The following is a 15,169-nucleotide window of genomic DNA, read 5'->3' on the forward strand; positions in this document are numbered from 1 at the left end:
GCTCATCGGGCCATGGAATTGAATGCCTCCTACACCAGTCTCGTCGCGGTCGGCGACTCGTTCACCGAGGGCATGTCCGACCTGCTCGCCGACGGTACGTACCGGGGCTGGGCCGACGTCCTCGCCGCCCGGCTCGCGGTCCGCTCCCCCGGTTTTCGGTACGCCAATCTCGCCGTGCGCGGAAAGCTCATCGGCCAGATCGTCGACGAGCAGGTGGAGGCGGCGGCGGAGCTCCGGGCCGATGTGGTCACGCTCGTCGGCGGCCTCAACGACACGTTGCGCCCGAAGTGCGACATGGGGCTGGTCAGGGGCCGGCTCGAAGAGGCCGTGGAGCGTCTCGCGCCGACCTGCGAGCAGCTGGTGCTGATGCGCAGCCCCGGGCGCAGCGGGCCGGTGTTCGACCGGTTCCGCCCGCGGGTGGAGGCGTTGTTCGCCCTGATCGACGATCTGGCCGGGCAGCACGGCGCCGCGGTGGTGGACCTCTACTCCGCGCCCTCGATCGCCGACCCCCGGATGTGGGACGTCGACCGGCTCCACCTCACCGCCGAGGGCCACCGGCGCGTCGCCGAGGCCGTCTGGCAGACGCTGGGGCTGCCGGCCCAGTTCGAGTGGCGTGCGCGGATGCCCGCGGCCGCGCCGCCTCGCTGGGCGGCCCGGCGAGCGGAGGACATCCGCTTCGCCCGGCACCACCTGGCCCCCTGGATCGGGCGACGGCTCACCGGCCGCTCCTCCGGCGACGGGCGCTGGGGCGCCCAGTTCGACGCCGCGACGGGCAAGGCCTTCTGGGTCACGCCCGCGGACGCCGAGGCCCCCGGCCCGGTGACGGAGTGGCGCCGGGCCGCCTCCCCCGCGCCCTCGTAGCCGGGCCTCCCCGTGCGTAACCGCCCCCCTTCGTAGCAAGCCACAAACGGGGGCGCGGCGCTGGCCTGCACGAACCGCCAGTAGAATCCGTTCACGTGAACGCCGTGTCTGCGAAGCCTCGCATCCCCAATGTCCTGGCCGGCCGCTACGCCTCCGCGGAGCTGGCCGTCCTCTGGTCCCCCGAGCAGAAGGTGAAGCTGGAGCGTCAGCTGTGGCTGGCGGTGCTGCGCGCTCAGAAGGACCTCGGGATCGAGGTGCCCGACGCGGCGCTGGCCGACTACGAGCGGGTGCTGGACCAGGTGGACCTGGCCTCCATCGCCGAGCGCGAGAAGGTCACCCGGCATGACGTGAAGGCCCGGATCGAGGAGTTCAACGCCCTCGCCGGTCATGAGCAGGTCCACAAGGGCATGACCTCCCGGGATCTGACGGAGAACGTCGAGCAGCTCCAGATCCGCCTGTCGCTGGAGCTGATGCGCGACCGCACCGTGGCCGTGCTGGCCCGGCTCGGCAAGCTCGCGGCGGAGTACCGCGAGCTGGTGATCGCCGGACGCTCGCACAACGTCGCCGCACAGGCCACGACGCTGGGCAAGCGCTTCGCGACCGCCGCCGACGAGCTGCTCGTCGCCCACAGCCGCCTGGAGGACCTGCTCTCCCGATACCCGCTGCGCGGGATCAAGGGCCCGGTCGGCACGGCGCAGGACATGCTGGACCTGCTCGGCGGCGACGCGGGCAAGCTCGCCGAGCTGGAGCAGCGCATCGCCGGACATCTCGGCTTCGCCGAGGCGTTCACCTCGGTCGGCCAGGTCTACCCCCGGTCGCTCGACTACGACGTGGTCACCGCCCTGGTGCAGCTGGCCGCGGCGCCCTCGTCGGTGGCGAAGACCATCCGGCTGATGGCGGGCCACGAGCTGGTGACCGAGGGATTCAAGCCCGGCCAGGTCGGCTCGTCCGCGATGCCGCACAAGATGAACACGCGCTCCTGCGAGCGGGTCAACGGTCTGATGGTGATCCTGCGCGGCTACGCCTCGATGACCGGTGAGCTGGCCGGCGACCAGTGGAACGAGGGCGACGTGTCCTGCTCCGTGGTCCGCCGGGTGGCGCTCCCGGACGCGTTCTTCGCGTTCGACGGCCTGCTGGAGACCTTCCTGACGGTGCTGGACGAGTTCGGCGCGTTCCCCGCGGTCGTGGCGCGCGAGCTGGACCGCTACCTCCCGTTCCTGGCCACCACCAAGGTCCTGATGGGTGCCGTACGGGCCGGGGTGGGCCGTGAACTGGCGCACGAGGCGATCAAGGAGAACGCGGTCGCCTCCGCCCTCGCGATGCGGGAGCAGGGCGCCGAGCGCAACGAGCTGCTCGACAAGCTCGCCGCGGACGAGCGGATCCCGCTGGACCGCGCGCAGCTGGACGAGCTGATGGCCGACAAGCTCTCGTTCACGGGCGCCGCCGGTGACCAGGTGACGTCGCTGGTCGCCCGGATCGAGGAGATCGCCAAGCAGCATCCCGAGGCCGCGGGTTACGCCCCGGGCTCGATCCTCTGACGGAGCCCCGTCACCGCATGACGCCCGAAGAGCTCGACGCCGCCCGTGGCCGCATCGTCCCCGATGTGGCCGCGGGCGGTCTGCGCGTGCTCTTCTGCGGTATCAACCCGAGCCTGACGACGGCGGTGACGGGCCACCACTTCGCCCACCCGGGGAACCGGTTCTGGCCGGTCCTGCACCGTTCCGGTTTCACCCCTCGGCGGTTGCGTCCAAAGGAGCAGGGCGAACTGCTCGGCCTCGGGCTCGGGATCACCAATGTGGTGGCGCGGGCCACGGCCCGGGCGGACGAGCTGGACGCGGAGGAGTTCCGTCAGGGCGGGGCCGCCCTGACCGCCAAGGTGGAGCGGCTCGCCCCGCGGTGGCTCGCGGTGGTCGGCATCACCGCCTACCGCACGGCCTTCGGGGAGCCCCGGGCCCGTATCGGCCCCAGGACCGCACGATCGGCGGCGCTCGCGTGTGGGCCCTGCCCAACCCCAGCGGCCTCAACGCCCACTGGACCGTGGAGACCATGGCCGAGGAGTACGCCCGTCTCCGGGAGGCCGTGGCCGACCGGCCCGGCTCGTGACACGCGTCCGGATCCGTCGCTCCCGAGTGACCCAGGTTGCGGCTCGATACCGGCTTCCCTCGCTGGTCGCAGGGGTCCCGGCCAGCGAGTACGATCCGGCAGACATGCGCACGAGCTGGGAGGACATACCGTGGGCCGGCTGACCGGTGGGGACCCGTCGCTGTTGCGACGGATCAATTCCGCGGTAGTGCTGCACGCCCTGAGGGGCGCCGGCGCGCCGACGCTGACGGACCTGACACGGATCACGGGACTGTCCCGGCCGACGGTCGAAGGGGTCGTCGAAGGGCTCTTCGAAGCGGGTCTCGTGGTCGAGGCCGTGCCCGACGAGAGCGAGGCGCGACGCCAGGGGCGCCCTGCCCGGAGGTTCCGCTTCCGGGCCGAGGCGGGGCACCTCCTCGGGGTGGAGATCGGCCCGCACCGGGTCTCGGCGCTCATCTCGGGGCTGGACGGACGGATCGTCGGGGCCGGCTCCCGCGTGGTGTCGGAGACCGCGGGCGCGGACGACCGGCTCGATCAGGTCCGGGCCGTCATCGCGGACGTGCTGCGCCGCACCGGGGTGGCCCGGAGCAGTCTGCGCGCGGTCGGCGTCGGCAGCCCCGGGATCGTGGAGGCCGACGGCACCGTGCGGCTGGGCACGGCGTTGCCGGACTGGACCGGCCTCCCGCTCGGTGAGCGGCTGCGCCGTTCGTTCCGCTGCCCCGTGCTCGTCGAGAACGACGCCAACGCCGCCGCGGTGGCGGAGCACTGGAAGGGTGCGGCCACCGAATCCGACGACGTGGTCTTCGTGCTGGCCGGGCTGAGCCCCGGTGCGGGGTCCTTGATCGGCGGGCGGCTGCACCGGGGGTTCGGCGGGGCGGCCGGGGAGATCGGCGCCCTGCACCTGCTGGGCAGGGGTGTGACGCCGGAGCATCTGCTGTCGACGACGGACACGCCGCTGGACCCGCTGGACGAGCAGGCGGTGGCCGTGGTGTTCGCCAAGGCCAAGGAGGGCGACGCGGGGGCCCAGGCGGCGGTCGAGCGGTTCCTGCAGCGGCTGGTGCACGATGTGGCGGCGCTAGTGTTGGCGCTCGACCCGGAGCTGGTCGTCGTCGGTGGCTGGGCCGCGGGACTGGACGGAGTGCTGGAGCCCCTCCGCCGGGAGCTGGCCCGCTACTGTCTGCGTCCGCCCCGGGTGACGCTGTCGCTGCTCGGGGAGGCCGCCGTCGCGACGGGGGCGCTGCGGCTCGCGCTGGACCATGTCGAAGAGGAACTGTTCGCCGTCGAGGGAGCCGTGACGGCCCGCCGCTGACCGCGCGGCGAGGCACGGGCGGGCCGGGACGGCGCGCGTCGGGCGCGGGTGGCCCGCCGCTGACAGCACATCAGGCGCGGGCGGGGGCAGGCCCGGGACGGCGCGCGTCGGGCGCGGGCAGTCCGGAACGACGCGCGCCCGCCGCCCTCACCCGAAGACCGGAGTCGTCGGTGAGCGCGACGGGCGTGGGCCGAGCGCGGCCGGAGGCGTCAGGAGGCCTGGCGTTCCGGCTGTTCGTCGTGGCTGATCTCCAGCCCGCCGGAGTCCCCGAAGGTGAGCCGGCAGGTGTCCGCGCGATAGGTGGCCACGGAGACGGCCGCCGTACCGTCCGCGGTGAAGTAGCGGGTGGTGACGACGAGGACGGGGGCGCCGGGGAGCCGGTCCAGCTCCTTCGCGTCGTCCGCGCGGGCGGAGCCGAGCTCCACGGAGCGGTCCTGGCCCTGGAGCCCGAGCCGGTGCAGTTCGCGCAGGACGCTCCGGGCGCGGACCGGGCCGGACGGGGCCTCGATGGCGGAGAGGTCGGGGACCGAGGAGGCGGGGACGTAGAGCAGCTCCGCCGCGACCGCCTGGCCCTGGGTGTCACGGATCCGGCGCACGACGTGCACCGGTTCGGCGGGGTCCGTTCCGAGCATCGCGGCCACCGGCGCCGGGGCCTTGGCCATGGTGCTGTCGAGCGGCTGCCAGGCCTCGCTGCCGACGCCTTCCGCCCATTCCCGCTGGTCGGTGGAGACGGCCACGCCCACGCGCGGCGGGGCGACGGTCGTCCCGACACCGCGGCGGCGCTGCAGCCTGCCTTCGAGTTCGAGCTGCTCCAGGGCTTGCCGGAGAGTGGCTCGCGCGACACCGAACCGTGCCGCGAGGTCCCGCTCGTTGGGCAGGATCTCCCCCACCGCAAAGTCCGAGTCGAGTGCCTCACTGAGCACGGTCTTGAGGTGCCAGTACTTCGGCTCCTGTACCGATTCCAGCTGCGTGGTCCCCACCCTGTCCTCCGCAATCGCCCGGCGCCAATTCCGCGACGTTATTTATTAAAGGTTCCTGCCTTAAGTGGAGACCCTAGGACGGCATACCCCCTTGGTCAAGACCAATCCTTATTCCGTGACGGAACGAAACGGGACTTTGGCGCAGAGCGTTCACACGACGTTCGTGGTGCCGTGAGGCGAGCGCAGCGCAGAGCCCCGCCGTCGCGATGGACGGCGGGGCTCTGACCAGGCACGCTGCAGACCTGTGGGGCCTACGGGGACCGAAGCGGCCCGAGGCGCGTGCGGCTATTCGACGAGCAATCCGGCAAGCTTGTCCGGATTACGAATGATATAGGCGCATTGAATGACACCTTGGCTGACTTCGATCTGAAAGACGGCGTCGGCTTTCCCCCGGTGAGGAAGACCACGGCGGGTCCGCCGTTGAGCTCCATGACGCGGACCTCCCCGTCGGGGTCGAGTCCGGCCGCCACCGCGAAGAGGAAGCGGCCCACCTTGTCCGCGGTCTCGATGACCCGCAGGGGCGCCTTCGCCTTGCCGCCGCCGTCGCTGACGAGCCGGACGTCCGGGGCCAGCAGGGCGAGCAGCTGCTCGATGCCACCTCCGGAGGCGGCGGCCAGGAAGCGTTCGGTGAGGTCGCGCCGTTCGGCCGGGTCCACGTCGTAGCGCGGCTTGCGCTCCTCCACATGCCGCCTTGCGCGGCCCGCGAGCTGCCGGACGGCCGCCTCGGTGCGGTCCAGGGCGGTGGCGATCTCGGCGTACGGGAATTCGAAGGCCTCCCGGAGGACGAACACCGCGCGCTCCAACGGCGAGAGCGATTCGAGGACGACCAGCACGGCGAACGAGACGGAGTCGGCGAGGACGGCCCGCTCCGCGCTGTCGGGCGGGGTGGGCCCGAAGTCCGTGACCAGCGGCTCCGGCAGCCAGGTCCCCGGGTACGTCTCCCGGCGCGACCGGAGGTGCCTGAGCCGGTCCATGGCCAGCCGGGTGGTGATCCGCACCAGGAAGGCCCGCGGCTCCCGGACGTCCTCGCGCGCCGCCGCCGACCACCGCAGCCACGCCTCCTGGACGACGTCCTCGGCGTCGGCGACGCGGCCGAGCATGCGATAGGCGACACCGGTGAGCACGGGTCGGTGCTCTTCGAAGATCTCGGTCGCGACGTCGACGGTCATTGATCCATCCCAGCCCACGGGCCACCGGGGTGTCCAGCCGGAATCACTCGGACCTCTTGAACTACAAGCTACCCGGCGGTAATTGTTGTTGACGAGATGTCTACCCACTCCAGGGAGCAGCAGCATGACCACCACGGTCTCCTTCACCGTCGCAACGGCCGACGGTCCCCGCCCGGTCTCGGTCGCGTACGAACGGACCGGCTCGGGCGAACCGTTGCTGCTCCTGCACGGCATCGGCCATCACCTGCGGGCCTGGGACCCGGTGACGCGGATCCTGGCCGCCGAGCGTGACGTGATCGCCGTCGACCTGCCCGGCTTCGGCACCTCGCCCGCGCTGCCGGAGGGAGTTCCGTACGATCTCGCGACCGTCGGCGCGGCCCTCGGCGCCTTCTGTGCCGAACTCGGCCTGGACCGCCCCCATGTGGCCGGGAACTCACTCGGCGGACTGCTCGCGCTGGAGCTGGGCCGCACCGAGGTGGTGCGGTCGGTGACCGCGCTGTCCCCGGCGGGCTTCTGGACGGAGGCGGAACGGCGTTACGCCTTCGGCACCCTGCTGGCGATGCGGAGGAGCGCGCTGGCCCTGCCGGTGCCGCTGATCGAGCGCCTGTCGCGCAGCGCGGTGGGCCGGACGGCCCTCACCAGCACCATCTACGCCCGCCCCGGCAGGCGTTCACCGGAGGCCGTCGTCGCCGAGACGCTCGCCCTGCGCGGGGCGACCGGCTTCCACCAGACGCTGGAGGCCGGCCGGGACACGCTCTTCGGCGAGGACGTGAAGGGCATCCCCGTCACCGTGGCCTGGGGCACCCGGGACCGGATCCTGCTGCGCCGGCAGGGTGTCCGCGCCAAGCGGGTCATCCCCGACGCCCGGCTCGTGCGGCTGCCCGGCTGCGGGCACGTCCCGATGAACGACGACCCGGCGCTCGTCGCCCGCGTCATTCTGGACACCAGCAGCTGACCGGTCACGTGGGGCTTCCGGCGCGGGACGCTCCGGCGCACGGGCCTCCGGTGTGCGGCGTTCAGGCCGTACGCCGGATGCCCCACGCCGTCCGAGGACGCCGGAGCCGTACGCCACTCCTGCGCCGACCAGGAGGCTTCCCGCGCCCTGTGCGAGGCCGTACGTCCCGGCTCCGACCACGGGGGCGGTCAGGGCGGCGGAGACCGGGATCAGCCCGGAGAAGAGGGTGGCGCGCTCCGCCCCGATGCGCTGCATCCCGCTGTACCAGCAGACGAACCCGATCACGGTGACGACGACGGCCTGCCACAGCAGAGCCGTCGCCTCGCCGCCCGTCGGGGCCCGCAGGAACGAGCCGCCGTCCAGCAGCAGCCCGAGCAGCGCCGACTCGACGGCCGCGACGCCGCAGACCGTCGCGGAGAGGAGTTTCGGGCCCAGCGGCCGCAGGACCGGAACGGCCAGGACCGCGAAGCCGACCTCCCCCGCGAGCGCGCCCACCGAGAACAGCACCCCCGCCAGGTCGGTGCGACCCCAGCCCTGGACGGTGAACGCCCGAGGGCGACGAGACCCGCCGCGTACAGCGTGACGCGGGACGGGCGACGGCCGTCGAGCAGCGGGACGAGCACGCCGACGACGATCGGCGCACAGCCCACGAAGACCCCCGGAACAGCCGGTTCCGCCGTCTGTTCGGCTGTCAGGACCGCCAGGTTGAACCCGACCATGCCCACGGCGGCGAGCAGGGCGATCCGCCCCCACTGGCGGCGGGTGAGGCGTCGGAGCCGGGCCGTCGCGGAGTCGGGGTCGCGGCGCAGGAACGGGATGAGCAGCAGCGCGGCAAGACCGTAACGGAGCGCCTGGCCGCCCGCGTACGGGTAGTCGCCGAGGACGCTGTTGGCCGTGAAGGATGCCCCCACCAGCACACACGCGAGGGCCGCGAGGAAGGCCCCGCGCAGAGAGGTTGCGTTCATGGGGCCGACGCTAGGGGCGGCGGCGGACCGGTTTAAGGTCCACTTCCATGACGAGTTCGGGGACCAATTCGGGGCCGGGTTCAGGAACCGAGCCGGGGCCGGGTTCAGGAACCGAGCCGGGGCCGGGTTCAGGAACCGAGCCGGGGGCGGATTCAGGGGCCGCCGACCACGGCCGGAGATCCGGCTCGGGAGCCGGTCCGCATCACGCGGCGGCGGAATCTCTCTCTCCGGCCTGGGAGTTGCTGCTGCCCGCCGCTGCCGCGCCGGCGCGCGGGCGGGGGCGCGCACTGCGGTCCGCGCTCTGCGAGGCCGTCCGCTCCGGCCGTCTCGCGGGCGGCACACGGCTGCCCTCCAGCCGTGAACTCGCCGCCGATCTGAGGGTGTCGCGGGGTCTGGTCACCGAGGCGTACGAGCAGCTCACCGCGGAGGGCTATCTGCGCAGCGGGCGGGGCGCGGGCACCTGGGTGAGCGAGGGTGTACGCGCGGCGGAGCGTCCCGTACGCGACCGAGCGCCGGGGGCGGAGGGCGCACGCGTGGACTTCCGGCCGGGCACCCCCGATCTGTCCCTGTTCCCGCGCAGCGCGTGGGCCGCAGCCCAGCGGACGGTGTTCGGCCGGCTGCCGCACGGCGCGCTGGGCTACCCCGATCCGCGCGGGCTGCCGGAGCTGCGCGAGGCCCTGGCCGGACTGCTCGCCCGGCGGCGGGGCGTGGTGGCCGATCCGGAGCGGCTGGTGGTCTGCTCGGGGGTGGCCCAGGCGACGACCCTGCTCGGTTTCGCCCTCCGGGACGAGGGCGTGGCCTCGGTCGGGGTGGAGGATCCGGGCAGTCCTGAGCACTCCTCGCTGTTCGCGGCGACCGGCCTGGGCACGGTCCCGCTCCCCCTCGACGACGAGGGTCTCGCCCTCGCTCCCCTGGAACGCTCCGGGGTACGCGCCGTGGTGACCACGCCCGCACATCAGTTCCCCACCGGCATCGGCTACTCCGCGCGGCGGCGCGGCGAACTGCTCGGCTGGGCGAGGGACGCGGACGCCGTGATCATGGAGGACGACTACGACGGGGACTTCCGGTACGACCGGGCCCCGGTGGGTGCCTTGCAGGGGCTGGATCCCGAGCGGGTCGTGTACACCGGATCGGTGAGCAAGTCGCTGGCTCCCGGTCTGCGGCTCGGCTGGCTGATCGCCCCCGCCGCGTTCACGGAGCGAATCGTCGCCCGGAAGCGGACGATGGACCTCGGCAACCCGGTGCTCGACCAGGCCGTCCTGGCCGACTTCATCGTGCGCGGCGGCTACGACCGGCAGTTGCGACGCTGCCAGCGGGCCTACCGGGAACGGCGGGACGCGATGGTGGCCGCGCTCGGCGAGCACTTCCCCGGCACGGCGGTCAGCGGCATCGCGGCGGGACTGCACATCATCGCCCGGCTGCCGGCGCGGTACGGCCCCGAGGACGTCTTCCTGGAGCGCGCGGCGGGGGCGGGCATCGCCCTGCGGCCGCTGCGCGACTGCGGGACGGCCGGCTCCGAGGACGGCAGCCTGCCGCTCGTTCTCGGGTACGCCCATCTCGCCCCCGGCGACATCGCCCGGGGGGTCGCGGCGCTGGCGGAGGCATGGCGGACCGGACGGGACGGCTCCGGCCCCGGCTCCGGCCCCGGCTCCGGCTGACCAGCAGCCGGTGTCGGCCGGCCCTGCCGACGGGCGCCGTTCACCCGGGGTTCGGGCTCCGGCCGCCGGAGGGCACTAGGCATGGCGCAGACCGGCTCCGTACCGCCCGACCACCTCCCTGGAGGCGCTTCGATGTCCCACCGTCCGCACCGTCCGCTCGCATCCTCTCCCGGCCGCCGTGCCGTTCTGCGCGGTTCGCTGATCGCCCCGGCGGCCCTCGCCCTCCCGACCGCGGTCGCCTCGGCGGCTCCCGCGCTGCACCTGGCGGGGCGGCCCGAGGCGTCCTGGGTGTGCAGGTGGGCGGCGTCACCTCCTCGTCGGCGCTGCTGTGGGTGCGCTCGGACCGTCCGGCCCGGATGGTGGTGGAGACCTCGGCGACCGAGTCGTTCCGGCGGGTCCGCCGGTGGCACGGGCCGTCGATCGGGCCCGGCACGGACTTCACAGGCACCACGCCGCTGTACGGGCTGCCGCCGGGCGAGCAGGTGCACTACCGCGTGACGCTCGCCGATCCGGCCGATCCGCGCCGTACCGGAAAACCGGTGTACGGGACGTTCCGCACCGCTCCGGCCCGGCGCAGGTCCGGGGTGCGTTTCCTGTGGTCGGGCGATATCGCCGGGCAGGGCTGGGGCATCAATCCGGACATCGGCGGCTACCGGGTGTACGAGGAGATGCGCCGTCTGGACCCGGACTTCTTCCTGTGCAGCGGCGACAGCATCTACGCGGACGGTCCGCTGGAGGAGAGCGTGACGCTGCCGGACGGCCGGATCTGGCGCAATGTCATGACGGAGGAGAAGGCGAAGGTCGCCGAGACGCTGGACGAGTACCGGGGCAACTTCCGCTACAACCTGCTCGACGAGAACGTCCGCCGCTTCAACGCGCAGGTGCCCTCCGTCGTGCAGTGGGACGACCACGAGGTGCGCAACAACTGGTACCCCGGCCAGATCCTCGACGACGCCCGGTACACCGAGAAGAACGTGGACCTCCTCGCGGCGCGCTCCTCGCGGGCCTTCCACGAGTACGTGCCGCTCGCGCCCTCGTACGGCTCCGCCCACCGATCGCGGATGTACCGGGTCGTCCACCACGGGCCGTTGCTCGACGTGTTCGTGCTCGACATGCGGTCGTACCGCAACGCCAACTCCCCCAATCGGCAGCCCGACGACACGACGGGCATCCTCGGCGCCGAGCAGCTGCGGTGGCTCAAGCGCTCGCTCGCCGCCTCCCGGGCGGAGTGGAAGGTGATCGCCGCCGACATGCCGCTCGGTCTGGTGGTCCCGGACGGTGCGACGGACTTCGAGGCCGTGGCGCAGGGCGACCCCGGTGCCCCGCTCGGGCGGGAGCTCCAGATCGCCGAGCTGCTCCGCTTCGTCAAGCACCGCAGGATCACCGGCACCGTGTGGCTGACGGCAGACGTCCACTACACCTCGGCCCAGCACTACGCGCCGGAGCGGGCGGCGTTCAAGGACTTCGCCCCGTTCTGGGAGTTCGTGTCGGGCCCGCTGGCCGCGGGCGGCTTCCCTGCCAACGCGCTGGACGGAACGTTCGGCCCCGACCGGGTCTTCGTGCGGGCCCCCGACCGGGCCAATGTCTCGCCGATGGAGTCGCCGCAGCATTTCGGTGAGGTGGAGATCGACGGGGGCAGTGCGGAGCTGACGGTGCGGCTGCGGGCCGAGGGCGGGTCGGTTCTGTTCACGAAGGTGCTCCGGCCGGGCCGCGTCGGCCAGTAGACGGGGCTTCGGAGGGCGAACGGCGGCTTCGGCGACGGCCGTTGTCAGTGGTGGGTCCTACGCCTTTTTCATGACCCGATCCGTTCAGGCCTTGGCCTACGCACGCCCGTCCGCCCTGGCGTCCTCGCAGGTGGGGCCGCCCGGCTGCTCGCCACGTTCAGGGAGCGGGAGGGCCAAGGAACGGCCGCCCCGGAATCTGACCGAAAAGCGACGATAGGCGACCAGACCAACACGTAACCCATCGGTCACAAGGCGTTCGTGATCAGGCAACACCGTTCGTCCACAGTGAGGGATATGACCCATGTGACCTCCGCGAAGAGCGCCCGTCGTCCGCACCACTGGCGGCGGGACCTGATCGAACTGGCCGCCCTGTTCACCGCCGTGGCCGTGGCCGACGCGATCGCCAACCTGATCGGACACCAGCCGGACGGGCCCTATCTGCTCATGGCCTCGGCGGTGGCGCTGGTGGCCACGGCCGCGTTCCACACCTGGTGGGCCCGACGCCACAGTCACGCACCCCCGCCGGACGAAGCGGACGCCGCGCCGGTCGGGACCGCTACGACGGCGGGCGAGGCCGAGGGCGCCGGCCGAGGCGGGGTGGCCGACGCCGGGGAGGCCGGGACGACGCTGTGGCGGATGCGGACGACGGTGCTCGACGCCCCGGGCAGTCTGGCCGCGCTGTGCACGGCGCTCGCCGGGCTCCGCGTCGACATCCTCACCCTCCAGACGCACCCGCTCGCCGAGGGCACCGTCGACGAGTTCCTGCTGCGGGCCCCGGCCACGCTCCAGGCACAGGAGCTGTCCCGGAAGATCGCGGCCGCGGGCGGCGCCTCCACCTGGATCGAGCGGGCGGACGCCCACGACCTGGTGGACACCCCGACCCGGGTGCTGTCGCTGGCCACCCGGACGGCGCTGGACGCCGCCGAGCTGCCGCTCGCCCTGCGGCAGTTGCTCGGCCGGTGCACCATCCACTCGCTGCCCGCCGTCTCCGTCACGGGCCGCGCCACCGGGCAGAGCACGCCGGTCGAGGGCGTGCTGGAGGAGACGGTGATGCGGCTGCGGGACCCGTCCGGCGGGGTGATCTCCGTCGAGCGGCCCTATCCGCCGTTCACGCCGACCGAGTTCGCGCGGGCGCGCGCCCTGGTCGAGCTGGATGCCCGGCTCGGTCCCCGCGTGCCGCGCAGCGAGGACGTCCTCACGCTGCCCGAGGGCAACGAGATCACCGTGCGCCGCGCGGACCGCGGCGATCTCGCCGCCGCCCGCGCCATGCACGACCGCTGCTCGCAGAACACCCTGGGCCTGCGCTACCACGGTCCCGTCGCGGACGCCGACCGCTATCTCGACCATCTGCTGAGCCCCCGCTTCGGCCGCACCCTCGCGGTGCAGACGGCGTCGGGCAGGCTGGTGGCGCTGGGCCACCTCCTCTGGGACGGCGACGAGACCGAGGTGGCCCTCCTCGTCGAGGACGACTGGCAGCGCCGGGGCATCGGCTCGGAGCTGCTCCGCCGCCTGGTGGCCCTGGCCGAGGAGGCGGGCTGCGACAGCGTCTACGCGGTGACGCAGTCCCGCAACACCGGCATGGTGGCCGCGATGCGTGCGCTGGCGCTGCCCCTCGACTACCAGATCGAGGAGGGGACGCTCGTCATCACCGCCCGGCTGACGAGTGGAGAGGCCGCTCAGCCTGCCGTGCCGACGGAACGGGCCCGTCGCTGAGCGCCTGGCACAGATCCGCCCACAGGTCCTCGACGTCCTCCAGGCCGACCGACATCCGCAGCAGCCGGTCGCCGACGCCGGCCGCCCGCCGGTCTCCCTCCTCCACGATGCGGTGGCTGATGGAGGCCGGGTGCTGGATCAGCGAGTCCACGCTGCCGAGGCTGACGGCGGGCGTGATGAGCCGCACCCCGGAGATCACCCGGTGCGGGTCCCCGTACACCTCGAAGGAGATCATCGCGCCGCCGATCCGCGGGTAGTGCACCCGGGCGATCCGCGGGTCGGCGGTGAGCCTGCGGACGAGTTCGGCGGCGCTCGTCGAGGCCGCCCGGACGCGTACCGGAAGCGTGGACAGGCCGCGCAGCAGCAGATAGCCGGCCAGCGGGTGCAGCACCCCGCCGGTGGCGAACCGCACCTGGCGCAGCGTCGCGGCGAACTCCTCGTCACAGGCGACGACGCCGCCCATGACGTCCCCGTGACCGCCGAGGTACTTGGTGGCGCTGTGCAGGACGATGCGGGCGCCGTGTTCGACGGGGCGCTGGAGGACGGGGGTGGCGAAGGTGTTGTCGACCAGCAGCGGCACGGTTCCGCAGGCGTGGGCGACGGCCCGGATGTCGACCTCGGCCAGCGTCGGGTTGGCCGGCGTCTCGACCATCACGAGGCCGGTGTCCGGGCGGATGGCGTCGGCGATGCCCGCCGGGTCGGTCCAGGTCACCTCGGTCCCCAGCAGTCCGGCGCCGAGCAGATGGTCGCTGCACCCGTAGAGCGGGCGGACCGCGACGACATGACGCAGTCCCTGGCTCGCGCGGGCGAGCACGACGGCGGTGAGCGCGGCCATCCCGCTGGCGAAGGCGACCGCGCTGTCGGTCCCCTCCAGCCGGGCGAGCGCCGTCTCGAAGCGGCCCGTGGTGGGATTGTCGAGCCGGGCGTAGACCGGCGGCCCGTCGGGGAGGGAGCCGGTGGTGGCGAACGCGTCGATACGCATCGCCTCGTCGCGCGAGTCGTAGGACGGGTAGGTGGTGGACAGATCGATCGGAGGGGCGTGCACGCCGAGGGAGGCGAGGTCGTCGCGTCCGGCGTGCACGGCTTCGGTGGCGAGAGCCCTGGACGGGGTGGGAGCAGGGGGCGTCATCGAGACTTCGTTGTCCATGGCGTCACTCTGAACAGTTACCGGTTCGTAGGGGCCGTTCCCCGTGCTACGTTCGCCACATGTCCGATTCTGTCGCTCTGGATCCGGTGGATCTGCAGATTCTGCGGCTGTTGCAGAACGATGCGCGGACCACGTACCGCGAGCTGGCGGCCGAGGTCGGCGTGGCCGCTTCGACCTGTCTGGACCGGGTGGCCCGGCTGCGCCGCAGCGGGGTGATCCTCGGGGACCAGCTGCGCCTCGATCCGGCGAAGCTCGGCCGGGGGCTCCAGGCGCTCCTGCTGGTGCAGGTCAGGCCGCACCGCCGGGAGTTGATCGGGCCGTTCGTCGACCGGATCAGGTCACTGCCGGAGTCGCGTGCGCTGTTCCATCTCACCGGCCCCGACGACTATCTGGTGCAGGTGGCGGTGGCCGACGCGGCGGATCTGCAACGGCTGGTCCTGGACGAGTTCACCTCGCGCCGGGAGGTGGCCCGGGTGGACACCCGGCTGATCTTCCAGCAGTGGGAGTGCGGCCCGCTGCTTCCGCCCGCCGCGAACTGACCGGCCGGGTCCGGACACCGAACGGCCTCCGGTGGTGACGGGAGGGCCGCCGCCGTACGAGGATGTC

9 protein-coding genes and 4 pseudogenes are annotated in these 15,169 nt (G+C 73.0%); 9 read left to right on the forward strand and 4 right to left on the reverse strand.

Going from position 1 to position 15,169, the window contains the following annotated elements:
* The first annotated feature begins 12 nt into the window (after positions 1 to 12).
* The 4 genes and pseudogenes from CCZ36_RS03085 to CCZ36_RS03100 all read left to right on the forward strand — a co-directional run bounded on the left by CCZ36_RS03085 (position 13) and on the right by CCZ36_RS03100 (position 4,252).
* Complete coding sequence (locus CCZ36_RS03085) at positions 13 to 861, forward strand: SGNH/GDSL hydrolase family protein (protein ID WP_128816986.1); 849 nt, start codon at positions 13 to 15, stop codon at positions 859 to 861.
* A 104-nt stretch (positions 862 to 965) separates the two neighbouring features.
* On the forward strand, positions 966 to 2,399 hold the full coding sequence (purB, locus tag CCZ36_RS03090; RefSeq protein WP_128819392.1) for an adenylosuccinate lyase: 1,434 nt from the start codon (positions 966 to 968) through the stop codon (positions 2,397 to 2,399).
* 17 nt (positions 2,400 to 2,416) lie between these two features.
* A pseudogene (mug, locus tag CCZ36_RS03095) lies at positions 2,417 to 2,964 on the forward strand (G/U mismatch-specific DNA glycosylase).
* A 130-nt stretch (positions 2,965 to 3,094) separates the two neighbouring features.
* Entirely contained in the window at positions 3,095 to 4,252 is a 1,158-nt protein-coding gene (locus CCZ36_RS03100) for an ROK family transcriptional regulator (protein WP_069736131.1), read from the forward strand.
* A gap of 209 nt (positions 4,253 to 4,461) precedes the next feature.
* Here the strand turns inward: CCZ36_RS03100 and CCZ36_RS03105 are convergent, their stop codons facing one another.
* Together CCZ36_RS03105 and CCZ36_RS03110 are read right to left on the reverse strand one after the other, a co-directional pair.
* On the reverse strand, positions 4,462 to 5,232 hold the full coding sequence (locus tag CCZ36_RS03105) for a GntR family transcriptional regulator (RefSeq protein WP_069736130.1): 771 nt from the start codon (positions 5,230 to 5,232) through the stop codon (positions 4,462 to 4,464).
* A 285-nt stretch (positions 5,233 to 5,517) separates the two neighbouring features.
* Positions 5,518 to 6,401 (reverse strand): annotated as a pseudogene (locus CCZ36_RS03110) (RNA polymerase sigma-70 factor).
* A 124-nt stretch (positions 6,402 to 6,525) separates the two neighbouring features.
* On the opposite strand from CCZ36_RS03110, the gene CCZ36_RS03115 reads away from it, so the two are divergent.
* Complete coding sequence (locus tag CCZ36_RS03115) at positions 6,526 to 7,356, forward strand: alpha/beta fold hydrolase (RefSeq protein ID WP_069736128.1); 831 nt, start codon at positions 6,526 to 6,528, stop codon at positions 7,354 to 7,356.
* A 48-nt stretch (positions 7,357 to 7,404) separates the two neighbouring features.
* Here the strand turns inward: CCZ36_RS03115 and CCZ36_RS36645 are convergent.
* Positions 7,405 to 8,321, reverse strand: a pseudogene (locus CCZ36_RS36645) (DMT family transporter); the annotation flags it as partial.
* A gap of 239 nt (positions 8,322 to 8,560) precedes the next feature.
* Between CCZ36_RS36645 and pdxR the strand changes: the two are divergent.
* The 3 genes and pseudogenes from pdxR to CCZ36_RS03135 all read left to right on the forward strand — a co-directional run bounded on the left by pdxR (position 8,561) and on the right by CCZ36_RS03135 (position 13,416).
* On the forward strand, positions 8,561 to 9,979 hold the full coding sequence (gene pdxR, locus CCZ36_RS03125; RefSeq protein WP_128816987.1) for a MocR-like pyridoxine biosynthesis transcription factor PdxR: 1,419 nt from the start codon (positions 8,561 to 8,563) through the stop codon (positions 9,977 to 9,979).
* Between the two features lie 132 nt (positions 9,980 to 10,111).
* Positions 10,112 to 11,703 (forward strand): annotated as a pseudogene (locus tag CCZ36_RS03130) (alkaline phosphatase D family protein).
* A 303-nt stretch (positions 11,704 to 12,006) separates the two neighbouring features.
* Complete coding sequence (locus tag CCZ36_RS03135) at positions 12,007 to 13,416, forward strand: GNAT family N-acetyltransferase (protein ID WP_128819393.1); 1,410 nt, start codon at positions 12,007 to 12,009, stop codon at positions 13,414 to 13,416.
* Here CCZ36_RS03135 and CCZ36_RS03140 read toward each other — a convergent pair.
* Positions 13,349 to 14,563 (reverse strand): trans-sulfuration enzyme family protein, encoded by a 1,215-nt coding sequence (locus CCZ36_RS03140; RefSeq protein ID WP_128816988.1) that lies wholly within the window; start codon positions 14,561 to 14,563, stop codon positions 13,349 to 13,351. The two genes, CCZ36_RS03135 and CCZ36_RS03140, sit on opposite strands and share 68 nt — an antisense overlap.
* Positions 14,564 to 14,622: 59 nt before the next feature.
* Here CCZ36_RS03140 and CCZ36_RS03145 point away from each other — a divergent pair, with 59 nt between their 5' ends.
* On the forward strand, positions 14,623 to 15,102 hold the full coding sequence (locus tag CCZ36_RS03145; RefSeq protein WP_006122929.1) for an Lrp/AsnC family transcriptional regulator: 480 nt from the start codon (positions 14,623 to 14,625) through the stop codon (positions 15,100 to 15,102).
* Positions 15,103 to 15,169 lie beyond the last annotated feature (67 nt).

The organism is Streptomyces sp. S063 (genome assembly GCF_002832675.1).
Lineage (GTDB): Bacteria > Actinomycetota > Actinomycetes > Streptomycetales > Streptomycetaceae > Streptomyces > Streptomyces sindenensis.